Raw genomic sequence first — 23,398 nt, 5'->3', positions numbered from 1 at the left:
AGGAGATGTAGTGAGTGACATGCGCACCGGTTCGGTGCACGAGGTGGCCGGGGGATCCGAGCACCGGGCGACCCCTCGGGACTGGCTCGGTTTGGTGGTGCTGGCGTTCGCGGTGCTGCTCATCGCTGTCGATGGCACCGTCCTCGATCTGGCACTGCCGTTCATCAGTTCGGACTTGGCGCCGACCAGCAACCAGCTGCTGTGGATCATCGACGTCTACTCGTTCGTCCTGGCCGGCCTGCTCATCACCATGGGCACGCTCGGCGATCGCATCGGCCGTCGCCGACTGCTACTGATCGGAGCAGCGGGTTTCGGTATCGCCTCGCTCGTCGCCGCTGTGTCGACCAGCGCCGAGATGCTCATCGCCGCGCGGGTATTGCAAGGTATTTCCGGCGCGACCTTGATGCCCGCGACGCTCGGCCTGATCAGGACCATCTTCCTGAACCCGCGTCAGCGTGTCGCCGCCATCGGCGTGTGGGGCGCGATGGCGGGTGGCGGTGCTGCGGCCGGTCCACTCGTGGGCGGTTGGCTGCTCGAGCACTTCTGGTGGGGCTCGGTGTTTCTCATCAACATTCCCGTGATGATCGTGCTGATCGCGCTCGGGCCACTGGTGATTCCCGAGTCCAAGGATCCGAATCCGGGCCGCTTCGACCTCACGAGTTCGGCGCTGTCGATGCTCGCCATCGTGCCCGTGGTGTTCGCGGTGAAAGAAACCGCAGCGCACGGATTCGACGTGGTGTACCTGCTCTCCGCCGTGATCGGTGTGATCGCCGGCTTCGTGTTCGTCCGCCGGCAGCGGACCCTCGCCGCGCCGATGATCGACCTGAGGCTGTTCGCGAACCGGGCGTTCTCGACGGGCGTCGCCACGAACTTCCTGTCGGTGTTCGCCCTCGCCGGGGTGCTGTTCTTCGGCTCGCAGTACCTGCAGCTCGTACTCGGCAACAGCCCGCTCGAAGCCGGATTGCTGCTGCTACCGGGCACGGCCGCCAGTATCGTCACCTCACTGCTGGTTGCGGTGCTGGTTCGATACTTCAGCGCGGGAACGGTTCTCGGCGTCGCGATGTTCGTGGCCGCCGCGGGCGCAGGCCTCCTGGTCGGCCTCGCCACCGACAGCGGCCCGGCGTTGTTCATCGCCGGATTCGTCCTCGTCGGAGCGGGAGTCGGTGTCGCGCTGACGCTGACCTCCGAGTTGGTCGTCAGCTCCGTCGAACCCGAACGAGCGGGAGCTGCCTCGGCGGTGTCGGAGACCGCGTACGAGCTGGGTATCGCGCTGGGTGTCGCCGTGCTCGGCACCGTGGTGATGGCCATCTTCCGTCGCGGAATCGACGTCACTCAGTTGACCCCCGAGCTCGGAGCCAAGGCAGGCGAGACACTCGGCGGAGCGGATGCGGTGGCTCGTGAGTTGCCGGACTCGGTGGCGACGGTTCTGCTCGATTCCGCACATGCTGCGTTCGTATCGGGCATGCATGTCGCGGCCGTCGCCACCGCGGTGGTGCTGGCGATCACCGCCGTGTTCGTCCTGGTCAATCTACGCAGGCGTCAGGACTCCAGCACGACGACGGAGTGACCAGGAACCGTGGTGGCGGAGCCGGTCCGGTCCGAGGTCGTCGGCTCCCACTCGAGCAGTGCGGAGCCGCCGACCGGTACCGTCACCGCGGATTCGGACAGGTTGCACACCACGCTGATGCGGCCTCGGCGAACGACGATCCACTTCGCGTCCTCGTCGTACTCCACCTTCACGTGGTCGAGCCACGGATCGGTCAGTTCGGTCCGGTCACGGCGCAGCCGCAACAGATCGCGGTAGACGGCCAACAGTCGCGCATGATCGCCGTCGCCCAGCTCGGCCCAGTTCAGCTTCGATCGCGTGAACGTCTCGGGATCCTGCGGATCCGGGATGTCGCTCTTGTCCCAACCGTGCTCGGCGAACTCCGCTTTGCGCCCCTCTGCGGTGGCCTTGCCCAGCTCGGGCTCGGGGTGCGAGGTGAAGAACTGGAACGGCGTCGACGCTCCCCATTCTTCGCCCATGAACAGCATCGGAGTGTAGGGCGAGGTCAGCACCAGGGCGGCCTTGATCGCGAGCTGGCCGGGGGAGAGGTAGAAGCCCGGTCGGTCGCCGATCGCACGGTTGCCCACCTGGTCGTGCGTGGTCGTGTAGGTCACCAGGGAGCTGGCCGGGATTCGTCGGGTGTCGAGCGGGCGACCGTGGATACGGCCCCGGAAACTCGAGTACGTTCCGGCGTGAAAGAAGCCCTGCCGCAGCGTGTTCGCAAGCCCTTGCAGCGAACCGAAATCGCCGTAGTAGCCCTGCCGCTCACCGGAGACCGCGGCGTGGATCGCATGGTGGATGTCGTCGTCCCACTGGGCGTCGAGTCCGTAACCGCCGCCCGACCGAGCGGTGATCAGCATCGGATCGTTGAGATCGCTCTCGGCGATCAGGGTCAGTGGCCGACCCAGATGTGCCGAGAGGCTTCGGGTTTCGATCGACAGCTGTTCGAGCAGGTGCACCGCAGTGTGGTCGACGATCGCGTGTACTGCGTCGAGTCGCAGCGCGTCGATGTGGAACTCGGAGAACCACCGCAGCGCGTTGTCGAGGGCGTAGCGTCGCACCTCGCCCGAGTCGGCCTCGGCGTAGTTGATCGCCTGGCCCCAACTGTTGGCACCCTCGGTCATGTACGGGCCGAAGCGGTCCAGGTAGTTGCCGGACGGGCCGAGGTGGTTGTAGACCACGTCGAGAACGACGCCGATGCCGCGGCCATGGCAGGCATCGACCAAGCGCTGCAAGCCTTCCGGGCCGCCGTACGTCTCGTGCACGGTGTACCAGAGCACACCGTCGTAGCCCCAGTTGTGCACGCCGTTGAACCCGTTGACCGGCATGATCTCGACGAATGTCACTCCGAGGTCGACCAGATGATCGAGCTTGGTGATGGCCGCGTCGAACGTGCCCTCGTCGGTGAACGTGCCGATGTGCAGCTCGTAGATCGACGAGCCGGGCAGTTGCCGTCCGGTCCAGGCCGCGTCGGTCCACAGCGTCGGATCGACTTCGAAGACCTGGGACAGCTCGTGTACGCCGTCGGGCTGCCGAGGCGACCGCGGATCCGGGAGCGCCTTGTCTGCGTCGTCGAGCAGGAAGCCGTAACGACTCGTCGGGCTGCAGTCGACATCCGCGTGCCACCACCCGTTCGAGGAGCGCTGCATCGGATGCACCGTGTCGTCGAGCTGGAGGCGGACCGTCTCGGGCGTCGGCGCCCAGACCTGGAACCGACGAGTCGCTGCCGGTGATGTCGCTGCTGTCGATGTCGCTGCTGTCGATGTCACTGTGTCACCGCTTCTTCGTTGTCGCGCACCAGAAGTGCGACCGGGAGTGAGGCGAACACCTCGGCCACCGACACGGTGCCGGTGTGTTCGACGTCGGTGATCCGATCGCGCCAGCGGCCGTCGGGCAGGGACACGGTTGTCTCACCCCAACCCTGCTCGGAGACGCCGAGTGAGAGTCTGGTGGCCAGTGCGATCACGTCGGCGTTGCCGGCCAGTGGGCCACGCGCGAATCCGACGAGGTGCTCGGCTGCGGATCCGTTCGCGACGATGGGGGTGTAGGTTCCGCCGACGAAACTTTCGGGTCGCTCGCGTCGCACGTGCAGTGCGGAGCGAACGACGGCGAGCTTGGCAGCACCGGTATCGACCGAGAGCGCAGCGGAGTTCGACGCGGCGAGCATCGATCGACGAACCGAGTAGTCGACGGGCCGTCTGTTGTCGGGGTCGACGAGCGAGTCCTCCCACAACTCGGTGCCCTGGTACACATCGGGGATACCGGGCCCGGCCAGGTTCAACAGTTTCTGACCCAGTGCGTCGGAATGGCCGTGCGGAGCCAGCTTCTCGACGAGCATCGACATCGAACGCGCGACGGCACCGTCGAAGATCGCGTCGAGCCAGCTGTGTACCGCGGACTCGAATTCCTCGTCCGGGTCGGTCCACGTCGTGCGAAGGGCTGCCTCGCGGATCGCCTTCTCCGCGTAGGCGTGGACGCGTTCACGCAACGAGGAGGTGACCACGCCGTCCGTCGGCCAGACTCCGAACAGGTTCTGCCACAAGAACATTCCTGTGGTGCCGTCGGGACTCGGGGCCAGTTCTTCCCAGTCGGTGATGCATCGGGCCCAGAGTTCGGGAGTCTGTGACAGCACGCCGATGCGCGCTCGCACATCCTCGCCTCGCTTGGTGTCGTGAGTCGACAGCGTGGTCATCGCAGCAGGCCAACGCTTCGCGCGGTCCGCATTGGTGAGATGGAAGAACTCTGTGCTGCAACCGAATCGGCTGGGATCGCCGCCGACCTCCTGCAGCGAGATGAGCCGGTTGGCGCGATAGAACAAGCAGTCCTCGACACCCTTGGCGGTGACGGCACCGCACACCTGATCGAATCGCACCGGCGATTCGGCACCGCCGATGAGAGCTGTCGTCAATGCACCGAGACCGGCTGCCAGTTCGGGCTGCTCCTCGCCGATCTCCGCGATCACGCCGGGCAGGACGCGGGCGAGCGGCGCGTAGTCGGTCCTGTACACGGGAACGGCCGCGACGACGGCGACGATCGCGTCGATGACGGACTCGAGATCGACGCTCGTGCCGGACTCGCGCACGACGGCCCGCGCGAGGCGTCGTACCTCCGGGGACAGATCCCCGCGGGCGACACCGGTCTTGAGGTCGAGTTCCGTCTCGTGCAGCGTCTCGCTGTCGTAGGCGATGCCCGAGCGCACCTGGGACAACGCGGTGAGCGCGTGCACGCCCTCGGGGTCGACGAACACTCCGCCGACCGCGGCCAGGGCGTCGTATCCGGTCGTACCGTCGACGGGGAGCGACTCGTCCAACGGTTCGCCGTCGGCGAGGATCTTCTCGATGACCAGCCATCGATCGGGACCGAGAAGTCCGCGTAGTTCGGTGAGGTAGCCGGCGGGGTCGGCCAGACCGTCGGGATGGTCGACGCGAAGTCCGTCGATCAGACCGTCCTCGATCCAACCGGCCACCTGACGATGGGAGTCGGTGAAGACGTCGAGGTCTTCCTGCCGAATTCCCGCCAGGCCGTTCACCGAGAAGAACCGTCGGTACCCGATCAGCCCGTCGGACCAGCTCACCAGTCGGTACGACTGACGGTCGTGCACGGCCTGCGCGTCGCCGCTGTCCGTGCCGTCGGCGATAGGGAAGCGGTGCTCGTAGAACGCGAGCAGAGGCTGGTCCTCGGAGCGGTCGACGGTCAGCTCGCCGACGTCGCTCGCGCTACCCAGGACGGGGATGGCGATCTTGCCGTCGACGCCGTTGTCGGCTCCGAAGTCGATGTCGAAGTACGTCGCGTACTCGGAGTCGCGACCACGCCGCAGTACGTCCCACCACCATCCGTTCTGCCGCGGATCCTCCACTCCGACGTGGTTGGGCACGATGTCGACGATGATCCCCATGCCCAGTTCGGCAGCACGAGAATGCAACTGCGTCAATGCCTCTCGGCCCCCGAGTGCGGCCGAGACAGTCGAGGTGTCGGTGACGTCGTAACCGTGGGTCGAGCCCTCGGTCGCAGTGAGGATGGGCGACAGATAGAGGTGGGTGACCCCGAGGTCGTGTAAATAATCGACCACGTCGGAGGCGTCGGCCAGGGTGAAGGCATCGCCCCGCAGTTGTAACCGGTATGTACTGGTGGGCAGCGGCATATGTCAGGCAGTCTTTCGTAGAACGAGCAAGGAACGAGCGGTGACTTCCACCGGTGTACCCGCTTCGATCGATTTCTCACTTGTCCCGGTTCGCGACGCGGTGTTCAGCGCCACCGTCCACTCCTTGGCGTAGTTTCCGTCCGGGGTCACGAACTCGATGGTCTCGTGATGTGCGTTGAAGCACAATAGGAACGAGTCGTCCACCACGCGCTCGCCGCGCTGGTTCGGTTCCGGGATTCCGTCACCGTTGAGGAACACGGTGAGCGATTTGCCGAATCCGCTGTCCCAGTCCTCCGGAGTCATCTCCTCGCCCGCGGGGGTGAGCCAGGCGATGTCTCGGGCCTGCTCGCCGGTTCGAATGGGACGGCCCTCGAAGAACCGTCGACGCCGGAACACCGGGTGCTCGGCACGCAGCGCGATGGCGTTGCGGGTGAACTCGATCAGTTCGGCGTTCTTCTCGGCCAACGACCAGTCCATCCAGGCCAGTTCGGAGTCCTGGCAGTAGACGTTGTTGTTGCCCTGCTGAGTGCGCGCCATCTCGTCACCGTGGGCGATCATCGGCGTGCCCTGGCTGAGCAGCAACGTCGCCATGATGTTGCGGATCTGGCGAGCACGCAGGTCGAGGATCTCCGGATCGTCCGTCGGGCCCTCGACGCCGCAGTTCCACGAGCGGTTGTGGCTCTCGCCGTCGTTGTTGTCCTCGCCGTTGGCGTCGTTGTGCTTGTCGTTGTACGACACCAGATCGTTGAGGGTGAACCCGTCGTGCGCGATGACGAAGTTGATGCTGGCACCGGGGCGACGGCCGGTGGCCTCGTACAGATCCGAGGATCCGGTCAGTCTCGACGCGAACTCGCCCAGCGTGGCCGGCTCGCCCCGCCAGTAGTCGCGCACGGTGTCGCGGTACTTGCCGTTCCATTCCGTCCACAGGCCGGGGAAGTTACCGACCTGGTAGCCGCCTTCGCCGACGTCCCAGGGTTCGGCGATCAGCTTCACCTGGCTGACGACCGGATCCTGTTGCACCAGATCGAAGAACGCGCTCAGGCGGTCGACGTCGTGCAGTTCGCGAGCCAGAGTGGACGCGAGGTCGAATCGGAATCCGTCGACGTGCATCTCGGTGACCCAGTAGCGCAGTGAGTCCATGATGAGCTGCAGCGTGTGCGGGTGTCGCGCGTTGAGGCTGTTGCCGGTACCGGTGTAATCCATGTAGTGCTCGAGGTCGCCGTCGACGAGCCGGTAGTACGCGGCGTTGTCGATGCCGCGGAAGCTGATGGTCGGGCCCATGTGGTTGCCCTCGGCCGTGTGGTTGTAGACCACGTCGAGGATCACCTCGATGCCGGCGGCGTGGAACGAACGAACCATGGCCTTGAACTCGGTGACCGCGGCACCGGGGGACTTGTGTGAGGAGTACTCGGCGTGCGGGGCCAGGAAGCCGAATGTGTTGTAGCCCCAGTAGTTTCGCAGTCCCTTGTCCAGCAGAACCTGATCTTGCATGAACTGGTGCACCGGCATCAGCTCGATGGCCGTGACACCGAGGTGGTTGAGGTGGTCGATGATCACCGGATGCGCCAGGCCTGCATAGGTGCCGCGCTCGGTTTCGGGGATGTCGGGATGGTTGATCGTCATGCCCTTGACGTGGGCCTCGTAGATCACCGTCTCGTGATACGGGCGCTTGGGGGCGCGATCGGCCTGCCAGTCGAAGAAGGGGTTGATCACGACGGTGGTCATCGTGTGTCCGAGCGAATCGTGCTGGGGGAAGTCGTTGTTCGGCACGTCGTCGTGCGCGGTGGGAGCGTCCTCGATGATCTCGTCGTCGGGATCGGCGAGATCGGTGGCGTCCTCGAACGGGGCCTCGGCGTCGAGTGAATCCGCGGATTCCTCGTCGATCCGTACCTCGGCCTCGGGTTCGGGAGCCGGCGCGTCCATGTTGTACGAGAACAGCGATCGGTCGCCGTCGAACGATCCCTCGAACGCCTTGCCGTACGGATCGACGAGCAGCTTGCTCGGGTCACAGCGGTGCCCGGCTGCCGGATCCCATGGGCCGTGGACGCGGTAGCCGTAGCGCTGACCCGGTTCCACCGTGGGCAGATACGCGTGCCAGACGTAGCCGTCGGACTCCTCGAAGCGGATGCGGGTCTCGGTTCCGTCGTCGGCGATCAGGCACAGATCCACGGCCTCCGCGGCCTCGGAGAACAGTGCGAAATTGGTTCCTGCTCCGTCGTAGGTCGCGCCGAGCGGATAAGCGGATCCCGGCCATACTGCGATGGCAGGCGTGTCGTCGGAGGCTTCGTGCAGCATGGATCAACCCTACTGTGACGGGTGGGCCCGGGCTTACCGAGCGCGAGCCGCTCCGGTCACGGTCCGGCCCACCAGCCGGTGGCCGATCCGATCTGTCGGCCCAGCTCGGTGGTGAGAGTTCGCACGTAGGTCGCGGTGAGATGGTGTTCGTCACGGTAGATCAGAACGTTGCCCTGCTCGACGCGGCACACGGTGTCGTCGCACACGGCATCGGACAGGTCGAGAGCAGAGAACCCGGGCAGCTGGAACGAGGAGGCAAGGGCCGGGTTGACGGGGTCCAACGCCTCGTCCCTCGGGATACCGCACGAGGCGGCCGTGCCGCCGTCGGCGAGGCAGTCGATAGCCCGATACGCGAGCCACGGGGTGTCCCTGACACCCAGTATTCCCACTCCGTCGCCGATCAGTTGCTGCCACACAGAGGCGTACCAGTTGGGGGTGTAGTCGCCGGGCACGTCCTCTCGGGGGCGGGTGGCGGTGGTGAACACGTAGTCCGGCTGCATCGCGGCCACGTCGGCGAGCACGGTCTGCGTCCAATCCAGGCAGTCGGGGTACTCGTTGGGGCCGAGCATCGGCATCGTGTCCGCACTCAACGGACAGCCCATCTTGAGAAACGTGACGACCTTGAAGCCGTGCCGGAGGCCGAGTGTGTCGAGGGCCGTCACCCAGTGTTCGGCATGTGAACTGCCTGCCAGCACGATCGTCCGGTCCGAGTCGACGTCGCCGTAGGTGCAGGAGATCGCGTCCCGGGTCTCGAAATCCGCGATACAGCCTTCGAGGGTGGTGACGGGGAGATCCTCGGGAGCGGAATAGAGCGGCGGACTGACGTCGGCCGGCTCCACGCGAATCCCGTCGGTCAGCTCGAGCGCTCCGGGGTGAGTCAGTTCGTCGACCGATCCATCCGCCTGCACCGCGGTGATCGACCGATCGATGTGGACGTTCCATGCGACGGAGCCGGCCGTCACTGCGACGGCGGCGATCGCCGCGGTCGCAGTGACCGCGATGCGTCCTGGAGTGAACGTGCTCGACTGGGTGGGGCGCTCGACGAGACGGACGGTGAGCCATGCCAGTGCGACCGAGGCTCCGATGATGCCGAGACCGCCGAGTACGTCGGCGTGGGGCCGGCCGGTGGCCGACAGATAGAAGATCAGCAGCGGCCAGTGCCACAGGTACAGCGGAAACGCGATCGATCCGACCCAGGCGAAGAACCGATTGGAGAGCGTGGCCGCGACGGCGGTCTCGGAGCCGGCGACGATCAACGCGATGGTGGCCAACACCGGAACGAGGGCCAGGGGGCCGGGAAAGGCAATCACTCCGTCGACCACGAAGCCGCACCCGACGATGACGGTCATGCCGACCACGGCGAGAACCGAGCGCACGGTCGACGACAAGCGGGGGTATCGCGACGACGTCTCGGTCGGACCGTGGCTTCGTGCGGCGAACACGGCGGCGACGGCGGCACCGAGCATGATCTCCCAGAGCCGCGCACCGGTGTCGTAGTAGTTCCACGCCTGATGGCGTTGCACACCGTCTGCTGCGTAGACGAAGGACACCACCGCTATCACGGCGAATATCGCCGCGAACGTCTGCGGTCGAAGGCTTCGTGGTCCGTCGGGACGCACGGTGCGTCGTATCCACGCGAGACCGAACACGACGGCAATGGCCAATAGATAGAACTGGAACTGCACGGCCACCGACCACAGGTGCTGCAGTGGGCTCACCGAGGGGTCGGCCGCAAGGTAGTCGTTGGCCGTCGTCGCCAGCTGCCAGTTCACGTAGTAGAAGACACCGGATACCAGTTGATCGCCCAGGTCGGCCCAACGAGTGCGCGGCAGCAGGAACACCGATGCGACGGCAACCGCAAGCAATGTGATCAGCAGGGGAGGCCCGAGCCTGCGCAGCACCCGCGTGATCCGGGTGAACGGATTCAGGCTTGCCCCGGCCTCGGCCGATCGAAGCAGAGATGCGGTGAAGAAGAAGCCGGACAGGGTGAGGAATACATCGACGCCGCCCGAGACCCGACCCATCCAGATGTGGAACACGACAACGAGGGCGATCGCGACACCGCGCAGGCCGTTGAGATCTCGGCGTTGCGGTGGCCGGTGCGTACCGCTGGGCGGCGGAGCTGTGTCCCCCTGAGCCGCAACAACCGGGGCCGAGGGATCGGCGACCGAATCGGTGCCGGCTCTGCTGTGGGGTACGTGCATGGAGGAGAAGTGACTTCCCGGCTGTGTATCGACCACTCGGTCGGGGGTCGCGGACGGTGGTACCCGATCTTGATGAGACCGGGATTCTGGGGCAAACAATACGTGTACGTGAGGTGAAGTACTCCTCGGAGTCTGCTTTGCCGTAATCGGCCCAGTTCGGGGGCGGTTTCGGGCGAATTGCGCATCGTACGGCTTGCGCATGTATGAGGCGTATGCAAGCATTTATCAAGCGCGTGCAACTAAACGCGATAGCTCGATAAATGCGTACGCATCTTCCATCCAGGAGTTCAGACATGCCACTCGGCTTGCTCGCCCTCGCCATCGGGGGATTCGGAATCGGTTTGACCGAATTCGTCATCATGGGCCTACTGCCCGAAGTCGCGGCCGATTTTGCGGTCACCGAGGCCACCGCCGGCTGGCTCATCACCGGCTACGCGCTCTCCGTCGTCGTCGGTGCCCTGATCGTCACCGCAGCCGTGACACGGTTTCCTCGCAAGAACGTCCTGCTCGCACTGATGTGCCTGTTCATCGTCGGCAATCTCGTCTCCGCACTGTCGAGCAGCTACGAGATGATGCTGTTCGGCCGCGTCGTCGCAGCGCTGTGTCACGGAGCGTTCTTCGGCATCGGTGCCGTCGTCGCGGCGAGCCTGGTCGAGCCGGCGAAGAAGGCCGGAGCCATCGCCATGATGTTCGCCGGCCTCACCGCCGCCAACGTCCTGGGAGTTCCGTTCGGGACGTTCCTGGGTCAGAACCACGGTTGGCGCTCGACGTTCTGGGCGATCACGGTGATCGGCATCGTCGCGTCGATCGGCATCGCCGCCCTCGTTCCTCGCGACACCGGGAGCGGTGAGGTGAGCAATCTGCGGCGAGAGTTGCGCGCGTTCCGATCGGTGCAGGTATGGCTGTCCATCGTGGTCACGGTGCTCGGGTACGGCGGCATGTTCGGTGCGTTCACGTACATCGCGTTCACGCTCACCGACGTCAGTGGCTTCGCGTCGAGTTCGGTGCCGTGGCTCCTCGTGCTGTTCGGCGGCGGGTTGTTCGTCGGCAACTATCTCGGCGGCAAGGCGGCAGACCGCAACCTCACCGGCACGCTGACGATTCTGCTCGGTGCGCTGACCGTCGTACTCGTCTTCTTCGCGCTCACCGCGGAGAGTCGTCCGGCGACGATCGCATCTCTCGTGCTCATGGGTGCGTTCGGCTTCGCAACGGTCCCGGGGCTGCAGATGCGGGTGATGTCGTTCGCATCCGACGCTCCGACGATGGCGTCCGGCGCGAACATCGCCGCGTTCAATCTCGGAAACGCGTTGGGCGCGTGGCTCGGCGGTGTCACGATCTCGGCCGGTCTCGGCTACACCTCGCCCATCTGGGCCGGATCCGGCATCACGGCGGCTGCCTTGATGGTGTTGTTGTTCGCGACCGGTCTGCTCCGACGCGCCGACGCGAATCCGATCGCGGGGGCGGGCCGACCGAGCGCTGCAACCAGTGCCGCGGGATCGTCCACCTGAAGACCGAAGGAGTGGGCGCTGCCCTCGACCCTCCACCGCTGCAGGGGCGAGGGCACGGCAACCGTTGTAGGGCAGGACAAATCGATGTCGACGGTGGTGCCGTCCTGATTCGGTAGGACGAGTCGGCCGCCGTCGAGCGTCGGCGACACGACGCCGTAGCGGCGGTGGATTCGGGCGGAGACGATGGTCGCTCGGTCCACCGTCGCGACGACCTTCCCGGAGGTTCGCAGAGTGAGCGTGGTCGGCGAGAGAACGTGAGGATGGACGCGGGCCAGCGCGACCGACGAGGTGAGCGCCATCAGTGACGCCACCGACAGAGCTGCGAGGACTGCACTGATCCACAGCACCGGAATCAGCAGATGCAGAACGACCATCTCGATGACGGTGACGACGCCGAACATCACCGGCATCGCAAGAGTTCCACGTACCGCGGTGAACACTGCCGAGTCCGCGCCGATCGGCGCATGCCGTCCCCGCGCCCACAGCAGCAGTGCGTGCCATCTGCCGACCCGGACCGGGGTGTGGACCGTCATCGAGCAGCACCGGGGCGGCTGGGTTCGCTGGTCTGCAGACGTGCGATGGCTTCGATGATCACTGCGCGCTGAGCGGGATCGGGCACGATGTCGTCGATACTCAGCGGGCCGGTCTCGTGGGTGGAGACCTCCGGCTCTGCCGAAACGAGAGCGGGAATATCGAGCACCGACGCCAATTCTGCTGCGAGCGAATCGATGTCGGCTGCGGCATCGTCGACCCCTCGGCCTTCGAGCGCGCTGAATCTGCGCAGGAGCGCCAGATACTTCACCCGCGTGTCGGGATCGGCCAGCGTCGCTGTCATCGACTCGAAGAACGACGAGGGGACGGTGCCCGAGATCGCCATCACCTCGAGTAGGTCACGCTCGCGGAGCAGCGCTTCGCGGTCGGTCTCGGTAGCGGCATCGATCAGCGCGGCCAGTGTGTCCGCCGCATCGCGCGGCAGCGCGGTCAGTGGACGATGCTCGACGGCGTCGTCGAGCAGGTCCGACAAGCGAGTGTGCCTGTGCGCCAGAGCTTTCTGCTGCGATTCGATACCGGACAACAGAGCGCGTAGATCGGCGACCACGTCGCTCTCGTCCGTCGCGGATCGGTCGAGGGCGGCAGCTATCGCGCCGAGAGGCATTCCGCAGTCGGCAAGCCAACGGATTCTCATCAGTCGAACCACGTCGTCGATCGTGTACTCGCGATAGCCGTTGGACAGACGGCGTGGCTCACCGAGCAGGCCGAGACGGTGATAGTGCCGCACTGTTCGAGGTGTCGTTCCGGCGGCGTCGGCCAGGGATCCGATTCTCATGTGTTCAGTGTGAACCGTGACGCTACGTCAAGGTCAAGATCGGCAGCGCCCTGCTCACAGGCGGCCCCTGTGCGACGCACCGAGTATTCTCGGTGGTCCGTGCGATTCGACGTGGTTCGCACTGTTCGAGGAAGAGACCTGGCTGAAGATGGTCGACACCGATCGTTGGTATCGGGAGATGTTCGAGGCCAGCACGGTCGGATTGGCACTGGCCGACGAGAACGGACTGTTGGTTCTCGCGAACGAGGCGTACGCGGCAATCGTCGGTTGTCCGCGTCATCTGTTGGCCGGCCGGTCCTCTCGCGAATTCACCCATCCCGACGATCTGGCCCAGCACGCCGCCATGGAACAGATCATGGACGACGCCAAGGCGCGTGGGGAATCGGTCCACGTCGAGAAGCGCTACCTGCATCCGGACGGCACGGTGCGGTGGGGATGGATCTCGGCCAGTGAGGTCCCCGGCCCCGGGGGCATTCGGTGGACGATGGCCGTCGTGCACGACATCACCGATCGTCGGCGCCTCGAGGACGACCTCCGCCAGGCCGCGCACACCGATGCCCTCACCGGATTGCTCAACCGGCGTGGATGGCGCGATCGGCTGCATCAGTTGACGACACCGCGTGCTGCCGGTGTCGCACTGGCTCTGGCGATGGTCGACTTCGATCGATTCAAGTCGTACAACGACAAGTACGGTCACGGACGCGGTGATCGGCTGTTGATTCAGTTCTCTGCTGCTGCCGAGGACCTGCTCGGCAGTCGAGCCTCCATCGCCAGGTGGGGCGGCGAGGAATTCGCTCTCGTCATGCCCGATGTGGGTCCGACGACCATGTCGGCCGTGCTGGCCGAGTTGTCGGCGGTCGTGCCCGACGGACAGACATTCTCGGCCGGCTACACGACACTGCGTGTGGGGGAGTCCGTCGACGACTGCTTCGACCGCGCGGACATGTTGCTCTACCGAGCAAAACGCGACGGTGGTGCGCGTTCGTACGGGGACGCAGCCGCGATTCCGACGTGACGACCGTCAGTTCTGCAGGCGACCGAATCCGACGACCCCGGAATCGGATGCGTAGTGCAGCGTGTGCACCCTGATCTTGCCGGCTTCGTTGCCGCCGACGGTGATGGCCTCGTCGCCGTCCACCGCGACGATCACGTTGGTGTGCTGGCCGGCCCAGCTGGTGTTGTCGTAGAGCACCACATCGCCCACCGAGGGCGTGTAGCCACCGACCGCTTCGAATCGGTCCTGCTCCTGGTAGTACTCCTGCAGGGTGTAGACGCCGGGAATCCGCCACGAACCCGAATTGGGGTTCGACAACGGCAGGCCCGCCTCCTTCATGATCCAGCTGACGAAATCCGCGCACCACGCTTCGTCGACGCCCTCGGCGTAGAACGTCCCCGGCCGCTGCTGCTCGTGCTCGGTACGGAGGAGTTCGACCACACGGGCCTGATCGGTGGTCAGCTCGCCTGCGTTCACCTCGGGGAAGGCTTCGGTGTCCCACGGGAGATACCGGCTCGGTGCCAGCCACAGAATTCCGACCGCCACCACGACGACGACAGCGGCGCAGGCCGCCGACCACAGGGGCCAGCGTCGTCGAGTGCGCGCGGTGGTGTCGATGCTCATGCGACCACGGTAGCGCGACGTGCCACACCGCTCGGCACAATGACCGTGTGACCACTTCCGAGAATCAGTCGCCCGTTGCCGTTCCGCAGCCTGTCGTGGACTCCGCGCGAGAGGCGTCGCGGATCACCGTACTGACCGGCGCAGGCATGTCCGCCGAGTCGGGGATCGCCACATTCCGGGACGCCCAGAGCGGGTTGTGGAAGGACTTCGACCCCAAGGATCTCGCCAGCCCGGAGGGGTGGCTGGCCGACAGTGACCTGGTGTGGGGCTGGTATCGATGGCGAGCCGAATTGGTCCGGCGCTCCGAGCCCAACGCCGGTCACGTGGCACTGGCTCAATGGCAGGCCCGCGCGCACGTCGACATCGCCACCCAGAATGTCGACGACCTCCACGAGAGGGCCGGGGCCACAGTTCTCGCGCACGTGCACGGCAGCCTGTTCGAGCCGTATTGCAGCGACTGTGGGACACGAGCGCAGTTCGACGGTGCCGCCGATGCTCCGGCCGAGGCCGATCAGCGGGTTCCGCCGCCGGAGTGCCCGCTGTGCGGTGGGTTGATCAGGCCGGGAGCGGTGTGGTTCGGCGAATCGCTGCCCGAGGCCGCGTGGGAGGCGGCCGAGGACGCGGTGCGCACTGCCGACCTCGTTCTCGTCGTCGGCACGTCGGGAGTGGTGTACCCGTTCGCCGGGCTGCCTGCGATCGCGCGCAGCGCCGGAGCGACGGTGGTCGAGATCAACCCGGTCGAGACCGAGGTCTCGGACATGGCCGATCACCGGTGGCGCACCACGGCCGCGACGGGATTGCCTGCATTGGTTGCCCAACTCTGATCCGCCACATCAGGCCGGTGGCCACTCGCTGCTTCGTCTGATGACGGACCCGCCGTCACGGGCGTAGTCGCCGAACCAGCAGCAGTGAAAGCCCACCGAACAGGCCGGCGATCACCAGGGTCAGGGCTGTCTCCATCGCCTGGAATCGCCAGAACAGTCGATCCTCGTGGTACTTCGTCTGGAAGGCCTCGGCACCCTGGGCGCGGATGCAGTCGATCTCGATTCTGGCGTTGTTCGCGCGCTGACGATCGGAGTACTGCTCGTATTCTGCGACCGTCTCGAATTCGCTCATGTCTCGGTAGTCGTCGGGCCAGTCACACTGCTGCAGGTCGATGGCTACGGCATCACCGTGTCGATCGACGTAGTCCGACGAGACGTTCCACCGCGGATAGATCCTGATCGAATCCATCGGCAGATAGAAGTCAGGGGTGCCGCCGTACATGTCGCCCACCTTCTGCTCCACCGTCAGTCGCTCGACTTCGGGGTTCGCGTAGTGCTCGCGGATCTGCGTCGGCAGCAGCGCCAGGAACGCAGTGGACACGACGAGGGTCGTGATCATCGCGGCGATCGTGTTCCTCATGGCCAGCGCGCATGCTGCGCCGAGCATCAGTCCCACAGCCGTGTACGCGCCTGCTACGAACCCCGTTGCCCCGAATGTCGGGAAATCCAAGCGCGATTCGCCGGTGCTCATGAACGTGAACGATCCTGGGGAAGTGCGATATTTCGCCCAGTACAGGGCGCAGCCGAGCAGTGCCATGGCGAGCATCGTCGGTACGAACACGACGAGCACGCGCACTCCGTACCACCGTCGTCTGCTCACCGATTGGGTCAGACCGAGTACGTGAGTTCGACGTTCGAGATCGCGGGTGAACACGGTGACCCCGACGAAAGTTCCGAGCACGACCGGGAGGGCGATCGTGAGAAGAATCGCCAGGCTCTGCGCGGTCTCCGCTGTGCAGTAGTCCTCACCGATCCCGAGGCAGCCCTGCAGCGCGGGAATCGGTGCCACACCGCCGTCGATCAGCGTGATGGCAATCGTGATGGCCGCCAACAGCAGTGGGGTCAGCACTCCGAACAGAATCGTCGCGCGGAACTGTCTCCACGTTACCCAGATCATGCCGCTACCGCCGCTCCGAGGTGGGCGAGCACGACGTCGTCCAGGGTGGCGTCTTCGACGCTCCAGCCCGGTGGCGTCGTCTCCGGCCGGGTGCCGTGGACGACGAACACTGCTGCGCTGGAACCGGATACGTCGGAGACGATGGTTCCGTCGTCGACGGTGGGTTCGGCATCGGTGCTCCCGACGAGCAGGTAGTGCTCGGCCGTGATGGTGTCGAGTTCGCCGTCGAGTCGAATTCTCCCGTCGCGCAACAGGAGTAGTCGATCGGCGACGTCGACCAGCTCGGACAGCACGTGTGAGGACAGGACGATCGTCGTGCCGTTCTCTGCTGCGTCGCGCATCAGCGTTCGGGCCACAGCACGTCGGGCGACCGGATCGAGGTCTGCGAGCGGCTCGTCGAGTAGAAGGACCTCCGGTCGTCGGCCCAGCGCCAGCGCCAGAGCGACGCGGGTGCGGTGACCGGGGGAGAGAGATTTCACTCGCGCCGAGACGGAGATTCCGGCCGCATCGACGAGCTCGGCGGCGTAGGCATCGTCCCAGTGCACGTTGGTGTTTCGGCCGAATCGCAGCATGTCGTCGACGGTGAAGTGGGGGTAGAGGGGCTTGTGCTGGGCCAGATAGGACAGGCCGGGCGCTATTCCGCGTTGGCCCACGACCTCGCCGAGCACTCGGATGGATCCGGCGTCCGGTGCGAGCAGCCCGACTGCCAACGACATCAGAGTCGACTTACCTGCACCGTTGGAGCCGACCAGTGCTGTGACGCTTCCTTTTTCGATGTCGAACGAGCATCCGTCGAGTACGGCCCTGCGTCGGAACGACTTGACCACCTCGTCCATGGTGAGAACCGCGTCGGTCATGAATCGCTTCCTTCGGGTCGGTCGAATTGTGTGTCGAGTGCTGCGGTGACGATGGCCTCGAGGTCCGGTCTGTCCAGTCCAGCTGCGAGGCAATGGCGAATCCAGCGGCCGAGTTCGGCCTCGAGCGCCGATCTTTCGGCCATGCCGGGTTTCGCCAGTGAGGCGACGACGAAGGTTCCCGATCCGGTCCGTGGTTCGACCAGGCCTTCTCGTTCCAGTTCGCGGTAGGCCTTGAGTACGGTGTTCGGGTTGATGGCCAGTGCCGTGACCACGTCCTTCGCCGTCGGGAGCTTGTCGCCGACGGTGAGTGATCCGAGGCGTAGGGCCTGTTTGGTCTGCAGTATCAGCTGGACATAGGTGGGGATGCCGGACCGACGATCGATGCGGTACGCGATCATCAAGACCCTTTCACTAGTTGATTAGTGGAAGACGGTAATGCGGACTCCTCGGTTTGTCCAGGTTTTGCGGTCAGTGAGAGGTCAGGGCCTTGACGAGGGCGCTCATTGCCGATGTGGCGCTGTCGGTTTCGCTCTTCGGGGAGTGACGTCGAATGGTTCAGAGTTCGGTCGCCAAGGAAACGCTGTCCGCCCACGAGGCCAGCCGCCTCAGATTGCGCGCAGTGGGCCCGTCCGCGGGCGCGGTGTACACGTTCAACTGCAGGCCATGGTCGGTGGTCAGATCCATGGACTCGAAGTCCAGGTCCAGCCGACCCACCACCGGATGATCGACCCGTTTGCTTCCGTGCCCGTGCAGGCGCACGTCCCCGGAAGCCCAGTGTCTGCGGAACAGTTCACTACTCGCCGACAGTTCGTCGACAAGGGCCACGAGGTGCTCGTTCTGCGGATCGCGGCCCGCTTCCATCCGCAGCATTGCGGCCGCATTGCGCGTCACACGGTCGTAGTCGACGAAGAACGTCCGGGCTATCTCGGGATCCGAGTACAAGAACCGTGCAGTGTTGGCGGGGCGGCGGGGGTCCGCCAAGACCGGCGAATACAGGGCTCGGCCGAGGTGGTTCATGGCGAGCACATCGTGGCGTCCGTTGCGGATCCATGCCGGAGCGTCGGTGATGGCGTCGAGTACCTGTTGCAGCGCCGGCCGAACTGTTGCCGTAGCCACGTGCCGTCGTCGACTCGAGGGTGTTTCCGATCGGCGTGCCAGGTGGAACAGATGATCTCGCTCGGCGTCGTCGAGTTGCAAAGCCGAGGCCAACGCGTCGAGCACGCTCTCCGAGGTCCCGCGGAGGGCGCCGCGCTCCATCCGGACGTAATAGTCGACCGACACTCCGGCGAGGAGCGCTACTTCTTCCCTCCGGAGACCTTTGACACGGCGGTGGCTGCCGTGAACAGGCAGGCCCGCCATGTCGGGCGTGATGCGGGACCGGCGAGACGTCAAAAAATCTCGTATCTCGTTTGCCGCAGCGACTGTCACGGTCATGTCTTCACCGTAGTCCGGCTGTCGGGTCGAGCGAGCGACAGACTCCGCGCAACACGTTCGAGGTGAGAACAAGCCCGAAGTGGGCTACGCGGTCGTTGCGATGCCGCCGTCGACGGGAATCACTGTGCCCGTGAGGTACGCGCCGGCCCGGCTGGCGAGAAACACGGCGATTCCGGCCATGTCGTCGTCGCGGCCGATTCGGCGCAGTGGTGCTGCCGCCGCGATGGCCTCGCCGAGTTCCTCGAGGGTCGCGGCCATCATCGTCGAAGGGAACGGTCCCGGTGCCACTGCGTTCACTGTCACATGCTGAGGTCCTAGTTCTCTGGCAAGAACTCGGGTGAGGTGATGCACCGCAGCCTTGCTGGTGGAGTACGAATAGTTGGGTCTGGCAGGGATGTGAATGCCGGCAATGCTGCCGATGTTGATGATCCGAGCGGGATCGTCGGCGGTACCCGCCGCTCGAAGTGCGGGCAACAGTGCTTGGACCAGCCAGAACGGTGACTTCAGATTGAGGTCGATGACCGAGTCCCAGGCCTCGTCCGGGAACGTGGCCAACGGCTCATCCCACAGAGCGCCTGCATTGTTGACGACGATGTCGAGGCGGTCTGATTCTGCAGTCACCAGCTCGGACAGTCGCCGACATTCGTCGTGACGGGACAGATCGGCAGGGACAGCCCGCACGTTCCCGAACGCAGACAACTGTTCCTGCGCCTGCGCGCACGCTTCTGGTTTACGAGAGCTGATGACCACGTGGGCACCCGCCTGAAGGAGGCCACGCGCGATCATCATTCCGATGCCTCTGGTGCCACCGGTTACGAGCGCGCGCTTTCCGCTCAGGTCGAAAAGCTCTGTATGCGTCACGAAGTGGTTCTCTGTCATGTGTCGTCCTCCCGGGGGCTTCGAAACGGTGGAAGCGACGCGGCACATTGCCGGTCCCGCTGCGCACCTGAGCGACAAATCTAAGGGGGCTGGAAGGTGGCAAGAAGACCCTGCTGATACAGGTATTGCCAGGCCCCCTGTAGTGGATCGACTGTCGGACGACGGCACGCGCCGGATCGCGGTGACGACGCCGCTCGATGCCTAGCGCTGGGCGGGGCCGCACTCGGTACTGTGGGTGGGAACGGTTCTTCTTTCTCAGGTAGGGATTACAGATGGCTTTGGGCTCCGACCGATTCTGGCGTGTACTCGGCCGCTCAGCGCAGAAGGCGCAGAGCACCTCGCGTCGACGCGTCGACCGAGCCCAGGAGCACGCGGAGTGGGCAGCTGCCCTGAGCGAGAACGAGTTGGCCTCCGAGGCGACCGCTCTGCGCGTCGACGATGCCGAGCGTCTCGACGTTCCGCGGTATCTGGCATTGACGCGCGAGGCGAGCGAGCGTGCGCTGAACCTACGGCCCTTCGATGTGCAGTTGCACGGCGCTGTGCGATTGCTCGCCGGTGACGTGGTGGAGATGGCGACCGGCGAGGGCAAGACGTTGGCCGGTGCCATCGCTGCCGTCGGATACGTGCTGTCCGGGCGCTCGGTGCACGTCATCTCGGTCAACGATTTTCTCGCGCAGCGTGACGCGCAGTGGATGCAGCCGCTGTTCGAGTCCCTCGGCATCACCGTCGGTTCCATCGGCGAGTCGTCGACGGCACAGGATCGACGCACCGCCTATGCCTGCGACATCACCTATGCCTCGGTCAACGAGATCGGTTTCGACGTTCTGCGCGATCATCTGGTGAACGATCGAGATGATCTGGTCGCGCCCGTGCCGGACGTTGCCCTGATCGACGAGGCCGATTCCGTGCTGGTCGACGAGGCGCTCGTGCCGCTGGTGTTGGCCGGTTCGGTCTCCGGTGACGTCTCGACATCGACGGTCATGGAGGCAGTCCGGTTGTTGGACAAGGGTATCGATTTCGACACCGATGCCGAAGGACGCAACGTGTTCCTCACCGACGAGGGCGCGCTGCGGATGGAGAAGGAACTGGGCGGAATCGATCTGTACTCCGAGCATCACGTCGGGACGACGTTGGTGGCGGTCAATGTGGCACTGCACGCCCAGGTGCTGGTCCAGCGCGACGTCGATTACATCGTCCGTGACGGCCGGGTGCAGCTGATCAACGCCTCGCGTGGCCGAGTGGCCGAACTGCAGCGCTGGCCGGACGGGTTGCAGGCCGCGGTCGAGATCAAGGAAGGGCTCGCCCCCACCGAGACCGGTGAAATTCTCGACACCATCACCGTGCAGGCGTTGATCAATCGGTACGCAACGGTGTGCGGTATGACCGGTACGGCCATGGCGGCGGGGGAGCAGCTTCGCACGTTCTACGGCCTCGGCGTCTCGGTCATTGCGCCCAATGTGCCGACGGTGCGCGTCGACGAAGACGACCGTGTGTACGACACGATCGAGCACAAGAACGCTGCAATTGCGCTGCAGGTGAAGGACATTCACGAGACCGGTCAGCCGATTCTCATCGGCACCCACGATGTCGCCGAGTCCGAGGCGCTGGCCGAGACGCTCACCGCGTCGGGCGTGGAGGTGGTGGTGCTCAATGCCAAGAACGACGCAGAGGAAGCGGCGGTCATCGCCGCGGCGGGTGTGCACGGCGCGGTGACGGTGTCGACACAGATCGCCGGGCGCGGAACCGACATCAAGCTCGGTGGTCCCGACGGTGCCGATCGCGAACGTATCGCCGAGCTCGGCGGACTGTTCGTTCTCGGCACCGGTCGACACACCACCGAGCGACTCGACAATCAGCTTCGAGGACGCGCAGGCCGGCAGGGTGATCCAGGCCGGTCACTGTTCTTCGGCAGTTGGGAGGACGACGTCGTCGCGAACAACATCGGCGACAAGGACGCACCGAAGGGTATCGACGACAGCGGAAAGTTCACCTCGTCGGCAGCGGCCGACCGTGTCGATCACGCACAACGCATCGCCGAGGGGCAGATGCTCGACATACATTCGCGCACGTGGCGCTACAACCAGCTGACGGCTCAGCACCGTGAGATCCTGGATCGCCGACGGGCCACGTTGCTCGACTCCGACGAGGCGTTGACGTTGCTCGAGCAGCACGCACCGACGCGCTCGAAGGAACTTCGCGAGACCGTCTCCGAGGAGACTCTGGTCGAGGTCGCCCGCCAGATCGTTCTCTACCACCTCGATCGATCCTGGTCGGACTACCTCGCGCACCTCGCCGACGTGCGCGAGAGCATCCACCTGCGCGCACTGGGCCGAGAGAATCCACTCGACGAGTACCACCGTATCGCGGTCGAGGCGTTCAAGACGGTGTCCTCCAAGGCGATGGATCTCTCGCACGCGACGTTCGAGTCGGCCGAAATCACCTCGGACGGAATCGATCTGGACGAAGCCGGCTTGCGTCGACCGACGTCGACCTGGACGTACATGGTGCACGACAACCCGTTCGCGTCCCGCGGAAATGCCGGTGCGGCCGGTCTGGGGCCGATTTTCGGTGGCTGACGCGCGGCGCGCGTTTCTCGCTCTCGCGTTGGGTGCGAGTGCGGTGGCCTCCGGGTGCGCCGACTCGTACGGCGAATTCCCGGCAGGCAAGACGTACTCGTCGATCGAGGCACCCGACTCCTACACGCCGGTCGCCGGAACGACGGTCAGGCTCGAGTTCGTCGACGACAGAATCTCGGCCGAGGCGGGGTGCAACAGGTTGTTCGGCACCGTGGACACCTCGCAGGGCAGGATCACCGTCGACTCCCTCGGGTCGACGCGGCTGGCCTGCCCGGAGGCGTTGATGGAGCAGGACATGTGGCTGTCGGCTTTCCTGACCTCCACACCACTGTGGTCTCGGGACAACGGCACCATGACCTTGGACAACGGGAGTCAGCGCATCGTCTTCGCGGAATTCTGATCGATCAGCGGCGGATGCGGTCCGCCGCGGTGTGGCGTACTCCGTCGAGGAAGAGTTTCAGTCCGAAATCGAATCTGCTCGTCGGGTCGGGACTCTCGAAGAGCGGCGACGCGTCGGGCGTGAGGGCTCCGACCGAGTCCATCTGGAGTCGTGACTGCTCGTCCACGGTCTGACCCAGGATGTAGTACAACAACGTGTCGGCGGTGAGTTCCGCGTCGCGTCGCGGCAGTCCCGCGCGAATGCACACGGCGGCAATACGTTCGCGAATGTGGTTGGTGGTCAGCCTCGACGCGTAGGTCGCGGCCACCAATTCCGCACCGTCGCGTCGGGAGAGCAGAGCATCGCGCAGCCGGTGCGCGATCTGTGCGATCTGTGCGTCCCACGAATCCTCGGTCGACGGTGCATCGGCACCCGAGAGTATGTGGTCGGCAATGGCACCGAGCAGCGTCTGCTTGTTGGGGAAGTGCCAGTACAGCGCGCCCGGCTGCACGTGCAGGGACGTCGCCAGACGCCGCATCGTCAGGTCTGCCAGGCCGTACTCGTCGAGAATGGCGATCGCGCCGTCCAGGACGTCCTGCCTGTTCAGTTGCACTGCTACCCCCAAGTCGTTCGACGCGTCTTCGCTTTGACAGTAGCCGAGCGCGGTGCCTAACGTGAACGCCGTTCAACTTG

General features: G+C 65.3%; 18 protein-coding genes. 6 read left to right on the top strand and 12 right to left on the bottom strand.

The window, feature by feature from the left end; translation table 11 throughout:
* Positions 1 to 19 precede the first annotated feature (19 nt).
* On the top strand, positions 20 to 1,567 hold the full coding sequence (locus CH302_RS14390) for an MFS transporter (RefSeq protein WP_037192768.1): 1,548 nt from the start codon (positions 20 to 22) through the stop codon (positions 1,565 to 1,567).
* On the opposite strand, the gene treZ is transcribed toward CH302_RS14390, so the two are convergent.
* Genes treZ through CH302_RS14370 form a run of 4 tightly spaced genes read right to left on the bottom strand, consistent with a single transcriptional unit; the run spans position 1,540 to position 10,186 of the window.
* Positions 1,540 to 3,315, bottom strand: a complete 1,776-nt coding sequence (gene treZ / locus CH302_RS14385; protein WP_052047836.1) for a malto-oligosyltrehalose trehalohydrolase — start codon at positions 3,313 to 3,315, stop codon at positions 1,540 to 1,542. The genes CH302_RS14390 and treZ overlap by 28 nt on opposite strands.
* The gene (treY, locus tag CH302_RS14380; RefSeq protein WP_037192766.1) at positions 3,312 to 5,687 is read right to left on the bottom strand and encodes a malto-oligosyltrehalose synthase; all 2,376 of its coding nucleotides are present in this window, start codon (positions 5,685 to 5,687) and stop codon (positions 3,312 to 3,314) included. The genes treZ and treY overlap by 4 nt, the downstream gene beginning before the upstream one ends.
* Before the next feature lie 3 nt (positions 5,688 to 5,690).
* The gene (glgX, locus tag CH302_RS14375) at positions 5,691 to 7,982 is read right to left on the bottom strand and encodes a glycogen debranching protein GlgX (protein ID WP_037192764.1); all 2,292 of its coding nucleotides are present in this window, start codon (positions 7,980 to 7,982) and stop codon (positions 5,691 to 5,693) included.
* 56 nt (positions 7,983 to 8,038) lie between these two features.
* The gene (locus tag CH302_RS14370) at positions 8,039 to 10,186 is read right to left on the bottom strand and encodes an acyltransferase family protein (RefSeq protein WP_037192762.1); all 2,148 of its coding nucleotides are present in this window, start codon (positions 10,184 to 10,186) and stop codon (positions 8,039 to 8,041) included.
* A 293-nt stretch (positions 10,187 to 10,479) separates the two neighbouring features.
* Here CH302_RS14370 and CH302_RS14365 point away from each other — a divergent pair, with 293 nt between their 5' ends.
* Entirely contained in the window at positions 10,480 to 11,694 is a 1,215-nt protein-coding gene (locus CH302_RS14365; protein WP_037192760.1) for an MFS transporter, read from the top strand.
* Positions 11,695 to 12,223: 529 nt separating this feature from the next.
* Here CH302_RS14365 and CH302_RS14360 read toward each other — a convergent pair.
* A complete protein-coding gene (locus CH302_RS14360; protein ID WP_052047835.1) occupies positions 12,224 to 13,021 on the bottom strand; it encodes a MerR family transcriptional regulator in 798 nt (265 codons plus the stop codon).
* 16 nt (positions 13,022 to 13,037) lie between these two features.
* Between CH302_RS14360 and CH302_RS14355 the strand changes: the two genes are divergently transcribed.
* Positions 13,038 to 14,036 (top strand): GGDEF domain-containing protein, encoded by a 999-nt coding sequence (locus CH302_RS14355; protein WP_037192758.1) that lies wholly within the window; start codon positions 13,038 to 13,040, stop codon positions 14,034 to 14,036.
* 6 nt (positions 14,037 to 14,042) lie between these two features.
* Here the strand turns inward: CH302_RS14355 and CH302_RS14350 are convergent, their stop codons facing one another.
* Positions 14,043 to 14,639, bottom strand: a complete 597-nt coding sequence (locus CH302_RS14350) for a CHAP domain-containing protein (RefSeq protein WP_037192756.1) — start codon at positions 14,637 to 14,639, stop codon at positions 14,043 to 14,045.
* A gap of 47 nt (positions 14,640 to 14,686) precedes the next feature.
* On the opposite strand from CH302_RS14350, the gene CH302_RS14345 reads away from it, so the two are divergent.
* The gene (locus CH302_RS14345; protein ID WP_037192754.1) at positions 14,687 to 15,463 is read left to right on the top strand and encodes an SIR2 family NAD-dependent protein deacylase; all 777 of its coding nucleotides are present in this window, start codon (positions 14,687 to 14,689) and stop codon (positions 15,461 to 15,463) included.
* Positions 15,464 to 15,518: 55 nt separating this feature from the next.
* Here the strand turns inward: CH302_RS14345 and CH302_RS14340 are convergent, their stop codons facing one another.
* The 5 genes from CH302_RS14340 to CH302_RS14320 all read right to left on the bottom strand — a co-directional run bounded on the left by CH302_RS14340 (position 15,519) and on the right by CH302_RS14320 (position 19,750).
* On the bottom strand, positions 15,519 to 16,580 hold the full coding sequence (locus tag CH302_RS14340) for an ABC transporter permease (protein WP_052047834.1): 1,062 nt from the start codon (positions 16,578 to 16,580) through the stop codon (positions 15,519 to 15,521).
* Entirely contained in the window at positions 16,577 to 17,416 is an 840-nt protein-coding gene (locus tag CH302_RS14335; protein ID WP_441347075.1) for an ABC transporter ATP-binding protein, read from the bottom strand. Before CH302_RS14335 ends, CH302_RS14340 begins: the two co-directional genes overlap by 4 nt.
* 17 nt (positions 17,417 to 17,433) lie before the next feature.
* On the bottom strand, positions 17,434 to 17,835 hold the full coding sequence (locus tag CH302_RS14330; RefSeq protein ID WP_037192750.1) for a GntR family transcriptional regulator: 402 nt from the start codon (positions 17,833 to 17,835) through the stop codon (positions 17,434 to 17,436).
* 157 nt (positions 17,836 to 17,992) lie between these two features.
* Positions 17,993 to 18,871 carry a helix-turn-helix transcriptional regulator gene (locus CH302_RS14325; protein ID WP_037192746.1) on the bottom strand — a complete coding sequence of 293 codons (879 nt, stop codon included), beginning with the start codon at positions 18,869 to 18,871 and terminating at the stop codon, positions 17,993 to 17,995.
* 84 nt (positions 18,872 to 18,955) lie between these two features.
* A complete protein-coding gene (locus CH302_RS14320; RefSeq protein ID WP_037192744.1) occupies positions 18,956 to 19,750 on the bottom strand; it encodes an SDR family oxidoreductase in 795 nt (264 codons plus the stop codon).
* Between the two features lie 272 nt (positions 19,751 to 20,022).
* Here CH302_RS14320 and secA2 point away from each other — a divergent pair, with 272 nt between their 5' ends.
* Positions 20,023 to 22,326, top strand: a complete 2,304-nt coding sequence (gene secA2, locus CH302_RS14315) for an accessory Sec system translocase SecA2 (protein ID WP_037192742.1) — start codon at positions 20,023 to 20,025, stop codon at positions 22,324 to 22,326.
* Positions 22,319 to 22,726: an META domain-containing protein gene (locus tag CH302_RS14310; protein WP_176460703.1), complete on the top strand. Its 408-nt coding sequence runs from the start codon at positions 22,319 to 22,321 to the stop codon at positions 22,724 to 22,726. The genes secA2 and CH302_RS14310 overlap by 8 nt, the downstream gene beginning before the upstream one ends.
* Positions 22,727 to 22,730: 4 nt before the next feature.
* Here CH302_RS14310 and CH302_RS14305 read toward each other — a convergent pair whose 3' ends face one another.
* Positions 22,731 to 23,318, bottom strand: a complete 588-nt coding sequence (locus CH302_RS14305; RefSeq protein ID WP_037192738.1) for a TetR/AcrR family transcriptional regulator C-terminal domain-containing protein — start codon at positions 23,316 to 23,318, stop codon at positions 22,731 to 22,733.
* Positions 23,319 to 23,398 lie beyond the last annotated feature (80 nt).

Origin of the sequence: Rhodococcus sp. 15-2388-1-1a, assembly GCF_002259145.1 — a bacterium.
Lineage (GTDB): Bacteria > Actinomycetota > Actinomycetes > Mycobacteriales > Mycobacteriaceae > Rhodococcoides.
Note: the sequence above shows the minus strand (reverse complement) of the source record. Positions and strands in the feature narration are given on the sequence as shown.